Origin of the sequence: Spirochaeta isovalerica (assembly GCF_014207565.1) — a bacterium.
Taxonomy (GTDB): Bacteria; Spirochaetota; Spirochaetia; order DSM-2461; family DSM-2461; genus Spirochaeta_F; species Spirochaeta_F isovalerica.
This window is the reverse complement of sequence record NZ_JACHGJ010000014.1, coordinates 16,470-33,008: the sequence shown is the minus strand read 5'-3', so window position 1 is coordinate 33,008 and position 16,539 is coordinate 16,470. Positions and strand designations below refer to the sequence as shown.

The window sequence follows — 16,539 nt, the reverse complement described above, 5'->3', positions numbered from 1 at the left end:
CCTAGAGATCCCCTTTATAGGTTATTTTCTTATTGGCTGTATCTCCGGGAATGGTTGAAACAGGTCCTTTGTAGCGGTCCCATAATTCCGTGTCATCTATGGCGCTGAAGTTTTCTTTCCCGGCTTTTATGTGAGCCTCGAGTATCCCCGTATAGCTGAATCCCTGAGGTGTCTGTGCAGAAAAAGTCTGCTCTCTTTTCAGGTGATGGAGAATCAGTCCCTTTTCATCAACCACTTTCATGGCATTAATCGAAGGGACTACGGGGACGGAAGAGCCTGTCTTTTCCGCCTGTTCGAGAACAGCGGCTACCAGTTCTTCCGTAAGCCATGGACGGGCGGCGTCGTGAATCAGAACCACTCCGGGATTATCGGTGGCGAGAGCTTCCAGGCCCTTATATACCGATTCCTGTCTGGTCGATCCACCTTCAACGAATTGAACAGGCACTGCTATATCTTTAAGCACTTCCTGAAGCCGGGCTTTGTCAGCAGGGGAGTAAGTTATAATGATTTTCTGAAATTTATCGGGATTGGCGAATGGCAGTACCGCCGCTTCAACAACGGTACCTCCGCCAAAGGGGAGCAGCACCTTATTGGTGCTTATCTCCATTCTGCTACCAGAACCTGCCGCTGTTATGATAGCAGCGGCTCTCATTCTTCTGTCTCGGCTTCCAGTCGGCTGAAGATCATCTCTTCCGTATCCTCTGTGCTTTTAGACAGGGATGAAGCGATTTCATCTATGAGAAGTTTCAGTGCCGTATCGAAAATCTTTCTTTCCAGAATAGGCAGCTCTTTCACTTTGCTGCGATGGTAGAGTGAGCGGACAACTACAGCGATATCGAGAACGCTTCCGCTTTTCAGCAGATCGAGATTCATCTGATAGCGCATTTTCCAGTCGCCTGTGACCGGTTCGTTAGGCTGGGAAATCAATTCCAGAGCCTTCTCGGAATCCTTTGTGGATACGATGGCCCTGATTCCCAATTCTTCCGCTTTATCAACGGGAACCATGACGGTCATGTCGGAAACTTCGAGGTATATGTTATAATAAAGGATCTCGTTACCTTTGAATTCTTTCTTGAAAATTTCCGTGATTTTTCCCACACCCTGAAGCGGGTATACGATAGTCTGCCCCTCGGAGAAGAGGGTGTCATTGGCTGATTTTTTTTCCATTATCGCCAGTATAAACAATTAATTTCGGCTAGTCAAATATGTGTCCTTCAATTATGCTTTAATCGGATAGCTCTCCATAGACGACAAAAGGAGGCAGATAAGGTAGAATGGTCCATATGAAGAGACTGGCTGTGCTGACACTTTTACTGACAACGGCTCTTTTTCTCAGTTGCGGAGAGAAAGAGAACCCCATCAATTCCTACTATAAAAATATTCCCATGATTCAGGGTATGACCCGTGATGAAAAACCAAAGGTTTACAATGTCAAAGTTGACCTGGGGTATCCACAGGGGGATAAAAAAATTCAGACAGAACTCAATAAACGTAAAAATCAACTCACCGATGTGATCCGCACTCTCCTAAGCTCGCTGAAAGAAGAGCAGTTTCTCATTGAAAATCAGCCGGAACTCCGTCAGATGATAAAAGAGGCGGTCAACGAGGTGCTCATCGAGGGGAATGTGACAGATGTTTATCTTCTCCAGCTTCAGGTCTTTGAGTATAACTGATAGTTGGTACCCTGCCAGTTCGGCGCTGCGAGTCTCGCGCCTCAGGTGTTTGAGTATAACTGACCGGTGGAAACGACTCCGGGAATCTGGAAATCCGACTTGAATTTCAGATACTTAAAGGGATGGATATCCAGGACATTGGGATACCATCCGTCAATAAATCTCAGATCGATAATATTTAATGCCGGCGAGTGCCCCAGAGGCATGACCTGAGCCGAATCCAGGAGAATCTTTTCAGCCTCGCTCATAAGTTTGTAACGGTTTTCCCTATTGTCAGCCGAAGATTTTCTGATTTTCTCATCATATCCGCTGTCGGAGAAGCCGGCATCGTTCAAAGTACTCGTTTGCAGCCACATTTCCAGAAAAGTCATGGGATCGGCGTAATCTCCAATCCAGGTCAGGGCTCCGATAGTATAATCATCTTTTTTCAGGGAACTGAAGTAATAAGGATAGGGTTCGCTGAGAATGTTTACATCGATGTTCAGATGCTCTTTCCAGCTGTCCTGAATCATCTCGCCGATCTGCATCATGCTTTCCGATCTGGGCAGCCTTAACAGAACGGGAGGAAGACCTTCCCCGTTTTCATAACCTTCCTGTTTCAGAAGGGCCATGGCCTGTTCCGTATCGGAGCTCTTTATCCCTTCAGCAACAGGATAATCGGGAATGGATGGGATGAGCGTAGAGCCGGGGATCATCTGCAGAGATCTTATTTTTTCCCAGGGGAGAAGAAGAGCCAGGGCTTTGCGCACATTCCCGTTGCTCCAGACTTTGTTTCTATTGGAAAAGAATAGATAAGTCGTAGAGAAAAGCGGATTGAAAACAATGGCTTCATCCACATTGAGAACGGACAGATCAAAACCGTCGGCAAGCCAGTCTGTTTTATTTCTGACGAAATCCAGGGAATTCTGAACAGGATCATCGTTGAATATTATATTCAGCTGTTCGATTTCAACATTTTCTTCATCCCAGTAGTTTTCATTTTTCCGGAATACGATACGGCCATCGCCGATTTCCTCAAAACGATACGGTCCGTTTACAATAAGGCCGGTCCCTTTCGATTCGAAAAAATCCGGGTGAACAGGGGAAAAAGAGTGGTGGCAGAGAACTTTCAGGAGATAGGGAGCTCTGTGCTCAAGGGTGACCTTCAGAACGCTTTCCGATTCCGCGACAATTCCCACTTCGGAAGCATCTGCCTCGCCGTTGCGATATGCCGCGCCGTTGACGACGATATCGAGCAGAGATCCGTAATCCGATCCGCTTTCAGGAGACATGAGCTGAAGCCAGCTGGTTCTGAAGTGTTCAGCTGTCAACCTGTCGCCGTTGCTGTACTTCAGGTCCCGTCTCAACTTGAACGTATAGGTCAGCCCGTCTTCCGAAATCTCCCATGACCGGGCAGCCGCGGGGAGAGGCTCCAGAGTTCTCGGGTGGTAGGTAACCAGTCCTTCGAATACGGCTGTATAAAGCTGGGCTTCTGTTGATGTAAAGGTTTTATGGGGATTGAAGTTGATATCCACTTCTGAAAAGACAGCGGAAAACTCATTCTGCGCCCATAATCCCGAAAATGCCGTAATAATGATAAAAGATATGATAAATTTCTTCATTGTCTATCCTGTTTCAGGTCTTGTGGCGGAATATATTATCTTCCCGGGGAATCAGAGGTCTGATCCTGTCGGACAGGTTATTCAGTTCATCCGCAAGACTGCTGTTCAAAGTGCGGGAAAAGGGTTTCAGGTTTTCATCAGCCTGAGACCGGTTTCTACAACCCAGTATACTACAATCTATCAGTTCATTCTCTTTTGTCCATAATATTGATGCTTCGGCAGCAGATAAATCATACTTTTCCGCTATTTCTGTCAAATAATGAATCTCTTTTCTTATTTCGGGAAATACATCTTCATCAAAGAGAACGAGTTTTCGTCTCCATTCGAAATCTTCCCGCTTGGGTATTTGGAGAAATTTTCCCGTAAGAATGCCCTGAGCCAGAATGGAGTAGGCTGCTGTCGTGATTTCGTTCTCCCTGCAGAAGGGGATCAGTTCCTCTTCCTCTTTACGCCAGAGGAGATTATAGCCGAACTGGGCTATGTCTATAGTTCCTGCCTCCATTATATGTCTCATCTGGGGCACTGAAAAATTACTGACTCCGACGGCGCGGATTCTTTCCTCTTTTCTGTACTTCTCAAGAAGTTCCATAACCGGCCGCATATCCGCCCCGCTCACCGGCCAGTGAATATAAAATATATCGATATATCCGGTGTTGAGCCTTTTAAGACTTGTTTCAAAACTGCGGGCGAAAGCTTCCGGTTCTCGGTAAAAGCACTTATCGGCTATAATAAAATCCGCCCTGTTTTTCCGCAACTGCTGACCTATCAGCATTTCCGCCCGGCCTTTGCCGTACACAGGTGCCGTATCGAAATGATTGACCCCGGACCGAATAGCGGCATGAATGGCTTTCAGGGAGTCGCTGTGGTCCTGGGGACCCCAGTATTCGCCTCCGAGCGCCCAGGTCCCGAAAACCGCTTCTGTGCTGATGAGTCCGCTCCGGCCGATAGAAATTTTATTCATAACTATTTTATAACGAATCGCCTATTAAAAATCCATATATACCTTTCTGTGGTTGACTCAGACGGCCAGGTTGATATTATTGTGATATTATCCGCAGAAACAGCCTGCGGGCTTAAGGAGTAAGGTATGGTAGTTGTTCTTGAAAATAACATTAGTGATTCCGACAAGGAGATAATACGGCATTTTCTCGAGACAAAAGGATTTAAAGTCCGGGAAATCGTCGGAGAGAACGATACCATATTCGGTGCTGTCGGTAGCGTCTCCATAGACAAAAGAGAAGTCGAGCTGCTGAAAGGGGTGGAAAAAGTCGTTCCCATCCACAAACCATACAAGCTGGCATCGCGGGAATTGAAAAAAGAGGACACTGTCATCAGTATCGGTCCGGTAAAGATCGGGGGAAACCGTATCGTCGTCATCGCCGGGCCCTGCGCTGTTGAATCGCGGGAACAGATTATCGCGAGCGCCCTGGCGGCGAAAGAGGCTGGTGCCGTTATGCTCAGAGGCGGGGCTTTCAAGCCGAGGACTTCTCCCTACTCCTTCCAGGGGTTGGGCCGGGAAGGACTGGAATATCTCCGGGAAGCCGGGGATCTCACGGGAATGCCTGTTGTGACGGAAGTTGTCGCTCCCGGCGATGCGCTAATGATGAAGGACTATATTGACGTCTATCAGATAGGCGCGAGAAATATGCAGAATTTCGAATTGCTTAAAACTGTCGGTTCCATGGGGATGCCCGTTATTCTGAAAAGAGGTTTGTCGGCAACCATCGAGGAGTGGCTGATGGCAGCCGAATATCTACTCGCCTCGGGTACGGAAGATGTTATTCTCTGCGAACGGGGAATCAGGACCTATGAGCCTTATACGAGGAACACGCTGGACCTTTCAGCCATTCCCGTCATCAAAAAGTTAAGCCATCTGCCGGTTATCGTCGATCCGTCCCATGCGACGGGAATCCGGGACAAAGTTTCCCCCATGGCCCTGGCCGGAGCCGCAGCCGGTGCTAACGGCCTCATTATTGAAATGCATACCGACCCCGATCACGCCATGTCTGACGGACCCCAGTCGCTCTACCCCGAGCAGCTGGAGAAACTGATTTGCGATATTGAAGCTCTGGCTCCCGTTCTGGGTAAAGAGATGGCCAGATTGCCTCATATAAATGAAAAAGAAGCCATTGAAAAGAACCTTGCAAGCGGCGAAGGGAAGCTGAAAGTCGCATTTCAGGGACAGCCGGGAGCCTACAGCGAAAAAGCCGTCATGCTTTCCTTTCATGATGATGAAGTTTCCGCTCTGCCCTGCGACACCTTTAAAAACGTCTTTGATTCCGTATTGAAAGGCGATGTCCGATGGGGAGTCGTTCCTATTGAAAACTCACTTGCCGGATCGATTCTGGAAAATTATGACCTTCTTTCTCTCAATCCCGATATCCGGATTGCCGGTGAGGTTAAAGTCCGGATACGCCACAACCTGATAGGACGCAAAGGAGTCGATCTGAAAGATATTAAAAAGGTCTACTCCCATCCCCAGGCTCTGGCCCAATGTGCCGAGTTTTTAAAGAAGCATAATATAGAACCTGTGCCCTATTATGATACGGCAGGAGCTGTCGCGGATCTGGACAGATTCGAAGACCCGAGTTGCGCCGCAATCGGAAGCGCCGAATCAGCTGATTTATATGGCATGTCCATTGTCAGAGAGGGGATCGAAACCAATCCGAATAATTACACGCGTTTTTTCATTATCATGAGAGAAGAGCTCGTGGCGGTAGAAAAACCGCAAAAGGCATCTTTTATTCTGACGGTTTCCGATGAACCGGGAGCCTTAACCAGCTGCCTCTCTGTTTTCTCCGATCATAAACTGAACATGACAAAACTGGAATCAAGGCCTATTCATGGTAAACCCTGGTCCTACAAATTCTACATAGATGTTCAGATGCCCGAAGATAAGCCGCAATATGAAGCGGCTCTTTCCGCAATAAAGGAAAAAGCCGTAGACTTCAGAGTGCTTGGTGAGTACTGATATTCAGAGTGATGCGAGCCGGGTAAACCGGTTCAAGTCTGCTCTATATGAATGCCCAGCTTTTTGAGCTGTTCGATTTCCTCTTTCTGGGAAAGGTATTCGTTGCGCCTCTTCTGGGCGGTAGTCAAAGACATTTTTATACCGTTCAATTCAACTTTAACACCGGAAATCTCCGATTTAACATGTTTGGGAGATTTTTCCTTAAAAAAATCATCGAGCGCCGATAGCTTCCGGAAACTGCGCTTGAAAACATCCATGCTCGTGTTGATTTTAATAAGAATATCTTCATCGTCCATTTCCGACAGTTTTTTCAGGCTTTCCGGGGTTGAAAGCATATAGATCTTGTGGGCATTGGCTTTCAGCTCTTCGGCAAAATGAGTGTAGTTCATATGAACGGCTTTTTTGACGGTGTGTTCCGCATTATAGACTTCAATATCATAAAAGATCTTTTTATTCTTGTTAAAAGCTTCCGATAGGGCGAAGGCGATTTTTTCAATGAAATTTCGCTTTTTTCGGTTTATCAGAATGCCGTTTTCATCAAATTTTTTCAAAATCTTGTTAAGAAGAAGAGACGTTTTACCCAACTCTTTGATTATGATAAGAAGCTCATTTTTATCGAGCCCTTTTGTCGTTACGGTTTTCTTCTCTTCCGGAGACAGCTTTTTCAGTAGCTCTTCCCAACTGGCTGGCGCTTTCATTTCATCATCAATCAACTGGTTGATCAGCTGGCTGTAAAAAGGAACACCTTCCATCTCCCGCTTCATCATATGGCGGATGTTCTTTTCGATATCTTCTTTGGTATCTTCTTTATAGTCGATGACTCCGTCAAAGGCGATCCGCTTTCTCAATTCTGATTTGTACTGTTCTTTGCGCAGCAAAGCTATGTCCTGAAGCGCTTCCTTGAAATTTTGAGTTTCTTCTCTGAGCCGCTTCAGATCATTTTTGATGACCTTGACCTGCATGGCATCGGAACCGAGCCTTAAGGTTCCCAACATAACAGCGAACGCTCTGGTCATATGTTTTCCGGAATTTTCGGAGAATGATGTCCAATCGATGTAGGAAATCAGATCTGAAAGCTGTTTAACTGTTGCCAGATCGAAATTTTCAATATTGAATGAAAAAGAAGTATTGAGATACTCCAGCTGCTTGTTATATGCGGCAAATCGGATATTGAGCTCGACCTGTCTCTCCGATTCAATAAAAGGATCGGATGAAGGCGCTTTTAATTCCTTAACTGCTGATTCATCGCTGTATTGGTCTACAGAGAGGAGTTTTTTATCTAAACAAAACTGATAGAGATTTTTATAAGAGCTGTGGAGCACCGAGGCGGACTGTTTCATTTTGGGAATGGCTGATGATTCAAGCTTGACTCTGTACTGTTCAAGACCTTTTGCCAGTTTTACGAGGAATACTTCTTCAGTCATAAAATGAATTATATACCGAAAAAAAAATTATTTTTATAAATAGACAGGGAAATTCTTCACGTAGTTATAAAAAATGAAGTTTTTATATATCTTTTTCCTGATTCTTATCATTTCCGCCTGTCGATTCCTGGGAGATAGACACACAGTCAACATTTCCATGCCGGTTCAGAGGGATAATCTATTTACTGTTGAGCCGGAGTTCTGGGAGCTGAGTTATCGCGATGAAAATGGAATTCTTCAGTGTGTATCATTCGATTTTGATGGAAATGATTCTCTTGTTTTTGAGTTTATTAAAGGGAAAACAACAGCTTTAACAATCGAGGCTGTTTTTGTATTGGAAGATGGCAGAACCTTCAGGAGCCAGCCGGCCGGGTTTCTCTATCCTTTTGATACTGAAAGCCGGGGCGTCGGCTCATTTTCATGGGATGAGGGATTTGTCGGTTCTGTCATTCTAAAATGCTCTGAATATATCAATCCCGATTATATTAATATTCCCCGACTTCGTTCGCTGATTGACGAGAAAGCCGGTTCTGACAGCCGCTGGGTTCTGGATTATCAGGTTCTCTGTGATGAAATCATTACAGGGGATTTGTCTTATTACGATGTGCGCAAAATACGGTTTCGGGAGGTCAATCTGAGGTTGCCGCAAGGTTTGTGGACGAACCGGGATGTCTTCGGGGTGGATATTTTATCAGAAGGGACTTCGGTCTATACAGATGCATCTTTTCCGACCGGGGTTAATAAGTTGATGAACTCTTCTGGGTTGATTCTGGAATTACATATAAAGTCTGACGGGACGTATGAATATATGGTTTATTAAAAAAGGAGGATGATCACTCACCCTCCTTTTAAAATTATCACTTAACAACAATATTAACAAGCTTATCCGGTATACAAATGACTTTGACGACATTCTTGCCTTCGGTCATGGACTGAATCTTCTCAATCCCGAAGGCCATCTTCTCCAGATCATCTTTCGATGTTCCGGCAGCGACAGTCATCTTGCTTCTCACTTTTCCGTTGATCTGAACAACAACTTCCTTCTCGTCATCGAGTGTCAGTTCTTCGATCCATTCGGGATAAGGCTTGTAGGCGAGAATCTCTTCGTGTCCGAGCATCTGCCACATTTCCTCTCCAAGGTGGGGAGCATAAGGGGCAATCAGCAGGGTAAAGGGTTCCCAGAGTTCTCTGTAGCATTTGTCCAGCTTGTACGCTTCGTTGATAAAGATCATCATCTGGGCAATCGCCGTATTGAATTCCAGCGCTCCCGTATCGAGGCTGACTTTCTTGATCGTCTTGTGCAGCAGTTTGATCATATCATCGGAAGGTTTCTCATCGGAAATTTCCCTCTCGGCGATATTCCAGACTCTGTTCAGGAAGCGGTGGACACCGGACAGACCTTTGGTCGACCAGGGTTTGGATACCTGAAGGGGGCCCATAAACATTTCATACATTCTGAAGGAATCGGCGCCGAAGTGTTCAATCATCTCATCGGGATTTTCCACGTTTTTGAGACTTTTGGACATTTTGGCTATAACCTGTTCCAGTTCTTTACCCGTAGCGATTTCGATGAATTTTCCTTCCTCTTCCTTAACCTCATCTGTCGGGACGAGAGACTTGTTCGGTCTCTGATAGGCGTATGCCGTAATCATTCCCTGGTTGACCAGTCTCTGGAAAGGTTCCGCATGGCTGACAAGTCCCAGATCGAAAAGGACTTTATGCCAGAAACGGGCATAGAGGAGGTGAAGAACAGCATGTTCCGTTCCGCCGACGTAGAGGTCTACGGGCATCCAGTAGTCTTCCGCTTCTTTGGAAACGAAGGCTTTCTCGTTTTTCGGATCGAGATAGCGCAGGTAGTACCAGCAGGAGCCGGCCCACTGGGGCATGGTTATGGTTTCTCTCTTGGCCTCGCCGCCGCATTGCGGACAAGTGCATTTGACGAACTCTTCAACTTTAGCCAGGGGAGATTCTCCCGTATTGGTCGGTTTGAAGTCGTCAACGTGAGGTAAGGTTATAGGCAGCTGGTCTTCGGGAACCGGCACTGTCCCGCAGGCGGGACAGTGCACCAGAGGTATGGGCTCACCCCAGTATCTCTGACGGGCGAAGATCCAGTCGCGAAGTTTATAGTTAATGGTTTTCTTTCCGAGCTTGCGCTCTTCAAGCCAGGCGATCATCGAATCGATGGCTTCCTGTTTGCCCATACCGTCGAGAAAGCCGGAGTTCACGTGGTCTCCGTCTTCCGTGTAGGCTTCGACAGAAACATCGCCGCCTTTGAGGACTTCGATGATGGGAAGATCGAATTTTTTAGCGAACTCCCAGTCTCTCTGGTCGTGGGCGGGAACGGCCATAATGGCCCCCGTACCGTAAGATATGAGGATATAGTCGGAAATCCACACGGGGATTTTCTCTCCGTTTACCGGATTGATGGCATACGCCCCGGTGAATACACCGCTTTTGTCCTTGGACAGTTCCGTTCTTTCCAGGTCCGATTTGTGGCTCGCTTCCGCAATGTATTTCTCAACGGCTTCTTTCTGATCGGCCGTCGTGATTTTTTCTACAAAGGGGTGTTCGGGAGCGAGTACCATATAGGTGGCGCCGAACAGCGTATCGGGACGGGTCGTGTAGACTTCAATATAGTCATCAAACTTTTCCAGTTTAAATTCGACGTTGGCACCTTCGGAACGGCCGATCCAGTTTCTCTGCATAGCCTTGAGCGAATCGCTCCAGTCCAGAGTGTCCAGGCCTTCGAGAAGCTTGTCGGCGTAGTCTGTTATTTTGAGAATCCACTGGCGCGTATTGCGTCTTTCCACCTGGGTCCCGCAGCGGTCGCACATGCCTTCCTTGACTTCCTCGTTGGCCAGACCTGTAAGACAATCGGGACACCAGTTGATTGGCGTATCCGCTTCGTAGGCCATGCCCTTCTTGTAGAGCTGGAGGAAAATCCATTGAGTCCATTTGTAGTACTCGGAAGTGTGGGTCGATACTTCTCTGGACCAGTCGTAGCTGAATCCGAGAGATTTGATCTGCTCGCGGAAGTGATCGATGTTTTTTTCCGTTGTGATTTTCGGATGAGTTCCCGTTTTGATAGCATAGTTTTCCGCGGGAAGTCCGAAAGAGTCAAAACCCATGGGGTGAAGGACGTTAACGCCTTTCATCCTCAGGTAGCGGCAGTAGATGTCCGTTGCCGTATATCCTTCGGGGTGTCCAACATGAAGACCGGCTCCCGAGGGGTAGGGGAACATATCGAGAATGTATGCTCTCTTCTCTTTTGGGAATGAAGGATCTTCCGTTACTTTAAAAGTCTCGTTTTCTTCCCAGAATTTCTGCCATTTTTTTTCGATTTCGTTAAAGGGATACTTACTCATAGAGGGAATAATAGCAAAGAACGCCGTGAGAAACCAGACTTTAATCTAATATAAGTCTTAATCAAATCCCTGCATTTTCAAATTCTGGATAAATTCGATGAAATGCTCTTCCTCTTCCAGTTCGAAATACTCCAGAACCATGTAGTTCAGGTCAAAGAATTCCCTTTCATCTTTCAGATAATAATAAAGTTCATTTCCCAGATAGATGGCATAAATGAGGTCCTTGTATTCATCTGTCACATCGAGGGGGATGTGATGGAAGGCAATGGCCGTAATGTATTTTTCCGGAAAGTTCCACTTCTCCGCCACTTCGGAGCCGATCATGGCGTGATTGTAGCCTTTTGTCAGGTCTTCCAGGACCGATGTGGGAATATATTTTTCCGAACAGAGCTTTTTCAGGTTGTTTTCCAGATCTCTGTTCATGGAATTGACGATGATCTTACCCATGTCGTGGAGTAATGCCGCAACATATACATCTTCTGTTACTTTCCCCAGTTTCTTGTATGACGTCAGATAGGCGGAGACCCGGGCCACGTAATAGGAATGCTCGTTGACTTCCTTAATCACGTTTTTGTCGTATTTGCTCTGCATGATTTTGTTCATGCCGTAATTGTAGAGGACTGATTTGACGCCCAGCATACCCATGATTCTAACGGCGCCGGCCACATCGGTGATCTCGCTCCGGACTTTATAAACCGGAGAGTTGGCAATCCGGATGATTTCCGCCGTCAAAGCCGGATCGGAGGTGATTTTGCCGGTAATTGTCGCAAAAGAGCAGTTAGGGTCGGACAGTTCCTTCTGCAGAGCGACTATGCTCTCTGGAAACTGCGGCATCCGCTCCATTTCGACGGCGATTTCGCTGGCAATGATTTTTCCATGATCTTTCTGCAGCGTGCTGACGGGAATATGGATGGATGTGACTGAGTGGTCTCCCTCATTTGAAAAAATCAGAGCGTTTTCGTTCAGGCTGATTTTTCTCAGCATCATAACGATGATGATCAACCCGAAGCCGCGGCCTTCAGAGGAATCGAAAGTCTGGTTGAATAGGTCTGTAATGTCGTCAAAACCGTGAGCTATGCTCAGTTTTTCTGCGATTCGCTTTCTTTCTATGTCGAGCATGGGGTTGTTGTTCGTAATCCGGAGGTTTATCGTCGTTCCGTCGGATTTAATGCTGACGTTGACGAAGCTGCCGGCGTCTTTCAGCTTCGCTTCGTAGTCCGGGTTTCCCATGGCTTCTTTACGGAACATTTTCATTCCCGTTTCATAGTCGCCGCCGTTTTTGATATCCAAACCCTTCTCTTTGAAATACAGCCGTTTCAGATTGGATTTCGAGGCATTGAGAACCAGTTCGGTCAGGACATACTCGAGGTGGAGAAACATGGTCTCCTGTTTCAGCTCTTCCAGAATAGTTCGGAAGGCATGGGATAAAAAGACATCCCCTTCCTTTGATGAATAGGGCAGATTGCAGGAAAACTCTTTTTTTGTGATAAACTCGTTCCGAATATCTCTTATGGCAATATCGTTAGTTTTTGTGTATTCCATTGTTCCACTCCCTGCCCGGATCTGACCGGTATCTTAAATTGTAATATGAAATTGTTGGCAGGTCGTCAAATTTTTATTTAACTTTGCGGCAGACAGTGCATCCCAGAACGTGAACATGAGTTTTTTCCGGCTTTTCGAACACCCGGGCTACCACCCATCCATCTGATGGGATTTTCACTTTGCAATAGGGGCAGATTCTTTCGACTTCGCGGCCGCCTTTGAATCGGGGATGATCTTTGTGGCAGAAGGGACAGCCGTAAATGTACATCATGCCGTCCGGTTTTCCCGGATAGAGATGAGAGTGGACTGTTTCCCCTCTTAGAAGAGGCGTTCCGCATATAGGGCAGTTGCGGTAGGAATTCTCTTTCCGGAAACTTTCATCGGAAATCGGATTTTCCGGCCGATTTTTCCTTAACAGAGAGATTATGATGATAACGAGAACAGCTGCCAGCAGGACAGCTACGGTAATTTTCAATAACATGGTTTTAATATTTCTCTGATCTTATGCCGGAGAAGTTGTAACTAATTCCGCAAGATCCTTATTTCTTTCTCAGCGGCCTCTTTCGAATCGACGATGGTAAGGTTAGCTGCCAGTATGATCAATATCCATATTTATAAGTCTAGTGTCGGTTCAGAACGTAGGCAAGAGAAAGATTAATCAGTAAAATGGTGTTATGGGTGATCTTTATATTGTAGCGACTCCCATCGGCAATCTGGAAGATGTGACCTACCGGGCCGTTGAGATCCTTAAGAATGTCGATGTCATAGCCTGTGAAGATACCAGGCTTTCTAAAAAACTGCTGTCCCATTACGGCATTGCGAAGCATACGATCAGCTGCAGGGCCAGAAATGAGGTTCAGAGTTCCGCCGGCATTATAAAGCTCCTCGATGAGGGGAAAGATGTCGCCTATGTTTCCGATGCGGGAACGCCCGGTATCAGCGATCCCGGCTCCATCCTCGTCAGAGCGGCGAGAGATGCCGGTTTCAGAACCATTCCCGTGCCCGGTCCGTCGGCTCAGACCGCACTGGCCAGCATAGGCGGGTATAAGGGTAAAAGCGTTCTTTTTGAAGGTTTTCTGCCTCAGAAATCGGGAAAAAGAAAAAAAAGGCTGAGGGAACTGCTCGATAGAGAAGAAGCTTTTGTCGTCTATGAGTCACCCTTCAGAATAGAGAAATTAATGGGCGAACTGACTGAGCTGGAACCGGAAAGAACAGCTCTCATAGGCCGGGAAATGACCAAAATCCATGAGCAGTATGTCGAGGGAACAACTAAAAGTCTCCTTGAAATGCTGGGAAAAGAGGTTACAATTAAAGGTGAGTTCGCAATTCTTGTTTCGGGGAAATAAAATGTTAATGTTATCGGAATTTTGACGATAGTATTAATGTGGGAGCAAAGGAGATAAGATGACAATAGACAGATTGGGTCCCGTTGATCCGGTAGCCAAATACAACAAAACAAGCAAGACATCAAAAGTTGTCAAGAAAAACGAAGCGGATTCTGTCAATGTTTCGGATGAAGCCAAGAGAAGTGCGGAACTCCTGAAAGCAGCTGATACGGCCAAGTCATCTCCCGATATCAGAATGGACAGAGTTGAAGAAGTCAAAGCCAAGCTTCAGGATCCCAATTACATTAACGACAAAGTGCTGGGCGAAGTTGCCGATAGCATAATGGATATGTTCGGAATCCGCTGACAGAATTCAGCGGGAATCTTAGAAAGAAAGGCAGGGTTCAACTCTGTCTTTTTTTTGCTGCAAAATGAGAGGGTTTTATGGCTGAAATCAGATTGGAATTTCCCGGGTCGCTTATTTTCGGAAACAAGGAAATCTTAAGACTCGGCAGTGAGGCATCTAGCTGGGGCGAGCGGGTTCTGCTCATTTCCGATTCAGTTCATAAAAGCACAGGAACTCTCGATTACGTAAAAGGCATTCTGGAGAAAAAGCATCTTAAGGTGCTGGTTTACAGCGATGTTAAATCTTCAGCTTCCACATTTTCCATTGAAGAAGCCGTGTCTCTCGCTGAACGAAGCCACAGCCAGGTCATTGTCGGCCTGGGCGGAGTCCGCACTCTTTCTTTTGCAAAAGCCGTGGCTTTTGTTGCTGCCGGAGAAGGCAATATCGATGATTTTTTTACAGATCGTGTTACCAGGAGAATCGTACTTCCCTTTATTTCCGTGCCGACATCTCTTCGAGACCCTTTTCTTCTTTCGGAATCCTGTTTTATAACGGAAAGCCGGCAGAGAACTTCGTCGATTTCCCATCTGCCGCCATTCAGCACAAAACAGATCATTGTCGATCCGACTTTGACTGTCTCGCTTCCGGCAAAATATTCATTACTGGCTTTAATGGAGATACTCCTCTCATCCATTGAGGCTTATATCAGCAGACAATCGTCCTTTCTTGTTGAAACAGCGGCACTCGATGCCATTGGAAAAGTCACTTCGGTTCTCGATAAGATTTCGGGGAATCAGGGGGATTTGAATTTCAGAAAAATTGCCTGCGAGGCCTCAGTCAGTTCCGCTATGGCTCTCTCCATGACTGGACCATTACCGGGATTGATGCTCGCCTATGTAACAGGGTCCTATTACAAGGTTCCCCGCGTTTCGCTGGTTACAACCCTTTATCCCCATGTTTTTGATTCCTCCATATACTCCTCTACCGATAGAGCGGGGCAGGCTGCCAAAGCTTTGAGAGAAGGTCTTGGTTGGTCTTCCCTGGGTGAGAGAGATTCTCTCAGCACAATGGTCAGAAGCATCATCGCCCGGTATAAACTGCCTGTCCGGCTGGAAGAGATGAAAATCAAATCCGACGAACTGTCCATCTGTTCCGATATTACCTCGGCGCTGCTATCCAATGTCAATCAGACTGTCGGGGCGGACAGCCTTTTCGAGATTCTCCGGGAATCGTTCTGATGATTACTCTCAGGAAACTGGCATCTCTTAAAGACGATACGAGGAGAAGGAAATTTCCTCTGCTTCTTCAGGGATTTGAAGAGAACCTGAAATCCGGCGGGTCAATAAACAGGGTTTATCTCGCGGGACTGGCTGATATGATTCTCAGAGATCGTTTTTATGAAGAAAAAGTTCATAAAGCCTGCCGAAGTTTAATATCCGCTCTGGAAACAGAAGGGAAAGAAGACACTCTTTTATGGTCGTGCAATTCCCTCCGGTATAAGCTGCAAAGTGCTGTCGGAGCGGAACCCGGGGACTGGGATTTTCTTCCTTCGAAAAATGAGGCGGCCCGTTCGGAACGGGTCTCAGGTGAGCTCTATCTTTATCTGGATGGAGTCCGCTCTCCCTTTAATGTCGGATCGATTTTCCGTTCAGCCGAGTCTTTCGGCATTAAAGAGATTATCCTGTCGGAAGAAACCTGTTCTCCCGATCACAGAAGGGCAAAAAGAAGCTCCATGGGCTGTACCGATATTTTGCCATGGAGCTATGGGAAATTAGATGATCTCGTTCATCCGCTTTTCGCTTTGGAGCTGGGAGGAACCGCTCTGGAATCCTTTCCCTTTCCTGAAAAAGGAACATTGATCATCGGATCTGAAGAACTTGGCGTCAGCCCCGCTTCTCTGGATGCTGCGGACAGCAGCCTGGGACGGGTGTCGATAAGAACGGGAGGTTTGAAGGGTTCCATCAACGTTTCTGTCGCCACGGGAATAGCACTTCAGAAATGGTTTAACACTTTTACCTTTTAAGGCTTCTTTCTATTTCAGTCTGATTGAACCCGACTATAATCTTTCCGTTTATATCAATGACGGGAACTCCGCGCTGTCCTGACTTGTCGACCATCTCCTGGGCTCTTTTAGGGTTGATCATTACATTGTAATCAGTGAATTTTATATTGTGTTCACGGAAATATTTTTTTGCGATATTGCAGTATGAACAAGTGGGAGTAGAGTATATTTTAACTGTCATGGCCGCTCCTTTCCTATTTTTTTGTATATATGAAATATAATATATACAA

The 16,539-nt window shown here is 46.4% G+C and carries 16 protein-coding genes; 7 read left to right on the top strand and 9 right to left on the bottom strand.

Annotated elements, in window-relative coordinates; genetic code table 11:
* Nucleotide 1: 1 nt before the first annotated feature.
* Nucleotides 2-652: an IspD/TarI family cytidylyltransferase gene (locus tag HNR50_RS21335; protein WP_184748840.1), complete on the bottom strand. Its 651-nt coding sequence runs from the start codon at nucleotides 650-652 to the stop codon at nucleotides 2-4.
* Nucleotides 649-1,167, bottom strand: coding sequence for a CarD family transcriptional regulator (locus HNR50_RS21330; RefSeq protein WP_184748839.1), 519 nt, complete (start codon nucleotides 1,165-1,167; stop codon nucleotides 649-651). Before HNR50_RS21330 ends, HNR50_RS21335 begins: the two co-directional genes overlap by 4 nt.
* Nucleotides 1,168-1,274: 107 nt before the next feature.
* Between HNR50_RS21330 and HNR50_RS21325 the strand changes: the two genes are divergently transcribed.
* Nucleotides 1,275-1,673 (top strand): flagellar basal body-associated FliL family protein, encoded by a 399-nt coding sequence (locus HNR50_RS21325; RefSeq protein ID WP_184748838.1) that lies wholly within the window; start codon nucleotides 1,275-1,277, stop codon nucleotides 1,671-1,673.
* Between the two features lie 41 nt (nucleotides 1,674-1,714).
* Here HNR50_RS21325 and HNR50_RS21320 read toward each other — a convergent pair whose 3' ends face one another.
* Together HNR50_RS21320 and HNR50_RS21315 are read right to left on the bottom strand one after the other, a co-directional pair.
* On the bottom strand, nucleotides 1,715-3,274 hold the full coding sequence (locus tag HNR50_RS21320; RefSeq protein WP_184748837.1) for a peptide ABC transporter substrate-binding protein: 1,560 nt from the start codon (nucleotides 3,272-3,274) through the stop codon (nucleotides 1,715-1,717).
* 13 nt (nucleotides 3,275-3,287) lie between these two features.
* Nucleotides 3,288-4,235: an aldo/keto reductase gene (locus HNR50_RS21315; protein WP_184748836.1), complete on the bottom strand. Its 948-nt coding sequence runs from the start codon at nucleotides 4,233-4,235 to the stop codon at nucleotides 3,288-3,290.
* A gap of 126 nt (nucleotides 4,236-4,361) precedes the next feature.
* On the opposite strand from HNR50_RS21315, the gene aroF reads away from it, so the two are divergent.
* The gene (aroF, locus tag HNR50_RS21310) at nucleotides 4,362-6,245 is read left to right on the top strand and encodes a 3-deoxy-7-phosphoheptulonate synthase (RefSeq protein ID WP_184748835.1); all 1,884 of its coding nucleotides are present in this window, start codon (nucleotides 4,362-4,364) and stop codon (nucleotides 6,243-6,245) included.
* Between the two features lie 32 nt (nucleotides 6,246-6,277).
* On the opposite strand, the gene HNR50_RS21305 is transcribed toward aroF, so the two are convergent.
* Nucleotides 6,278-7,669: a TP0584 family protein gene (locus HNR50_RS21305; RefSeq protein ID WP_184748834.1), complete on the bottom strand. Its 1,392-nt coding sequence runs from the start codon at nucleotides 7,667-7,669 to the stop codon at nucleotides 6,278-6,280.
* A 73-nt stretch (nucleotides 7,670-7,742) separates the two neighbouring features.
* Here HNR50_RS21305 and HNR50_RS21300 point away from each other — a divergent pair, with 73 nt between their 5' ends.
* Nucleotides 7,743-8,489, top strand: coding sequence for a hypothetical protein (locus tag HNR50_RS21300; RefSeq protein ID WP_184748833.1), 747 nt, complete (start codon nucleotides 7,743-7,745; stop codon nucleotides 8,487-8,489).
* Between the two features lie 37 nt (nucleotides 8,490-8,526).
* On the opposite strand, the gene leuS is transcribed toward HNR50_RS21300, so the two are convergent.
* The 3 genes from leuS to HNR50_RS21285 all read right to left on the bottom strand — a co-directional run bounded on the left by leuS (nucleotide 8,527) and on the right by HNR50_RS21285 (nucleotide 13,057).
* On the bottom strand, nucleotides 8,527-11,034 hold the full coding sequence (leuS, locus tag HNR50_RS21295; RefSeq protein ID WP_184748832.1) for a leucine--tRNA ligase: 2,508 nt from the start codon (nucleotides 11,032-11,034) through the stop codon (nucleotides 8,527-8,529).
* A gap of 57 nt (nucleotides 11,035-11,091) precedes the next feature.
* Entirely contained in the window at nucleotides 11,092-12,576 is a 1,485-nt protein-coding gene (locus tag HNR50_RS21290) for an HDOD domain-containing protein (protein ID WP_184748831.1), read from the bottom strand.
* A 73-nt stretch (nucleotides 12,577-12,649) separates the two neighbouring features.
* Nucleotides 12,650-13,057, bottom strand: a complete 408-nt coding sequence (locus HNR50_RS21285) for a hypothetical protein (RefSeq protein WP_184748830.1) — start codon at nucleotides 13,055-13,057, stop codon at nucleotides 12,650-12,652.
* Between the two features lie 193 nt (nucleotides 13,058-13,250).
* Here HNR50_RS21285 and rsmI point away from each other — a divergent pair, with 193 nt between their 5' ends.
* The 4 genes from rsmI (at nucleotide 13,251) to HNR50_RS21265 (ending at nucleotide 16,270) form a co-directional block, all read left to right on the top strand.
* Nucleotides 13,251-13,922: a 16S rRNA (cytidine(1402)-2'-O)-methyltransferase gene (gene rsmI / locus HNR50_RS21280; RefSeq protein WP_184748829.1), complete on the top strand. Its 672-nt coding sequence runs from the start codon at nucleotides 13,251-13,253 to the stop codon at nucleotides 13,920-13,922.
* 58 nt (nucleotides 13,923-13,980) lie between these two features.
* A complete protein-coding gene (locus HNR50_RS21275; RefSeq protein ID WP_184748828.1) occupies nucleotides 13,981-14,268 on the top strand; it encodes a flagellar biosynthesis anti-sigma factor FlgM in 288 nt (95 codons plus the stop codon).
* A gap of 77 nt (nucleotides 14,269-14,345) precedes the next feature.
* Entirely contained in the window at nucleotides 14,346-15,485 is a 1,140-nt protein-coding gene (locus tag HNR50_RS21270) for an iron-containing alcohol dehydrogenase (protein ID WP_184748827.1), read from the top strand.
* Entirely contained in the window at nucleotides 15,485-16,270 is a 786-nt protein-coding gene (locus HNR50_RS21265; protein ID WP_184748826.1) for a TrmH family RNA methyltransferase, read from the top strand. The genes HNR50_RS21270 and HNR50_RS21265 overlap by 1 nt, the downstream gene beginning before the upstream one ends.
* Here HNR50_RS21265 and HNR50_RS21260 read toward each other — a convergent pair.
* Nucleotides 16,260-16,490, bottom strand: a complete 231-nt coding sequence (locus HNR50_RS21260) for a glutaredoxin family protein (RefSeq protein WP_184748825.1) — start codon at nucleotides 16,488-16,490, stop codon at nucleotides 16,260-16,262. The genes HNR50_RS21265 and HNR50_RS21260 overlap by 11 nt on opposite strands.
* Nucleotides 16,491-16,539: the final 49 nt, after the last annotated feature.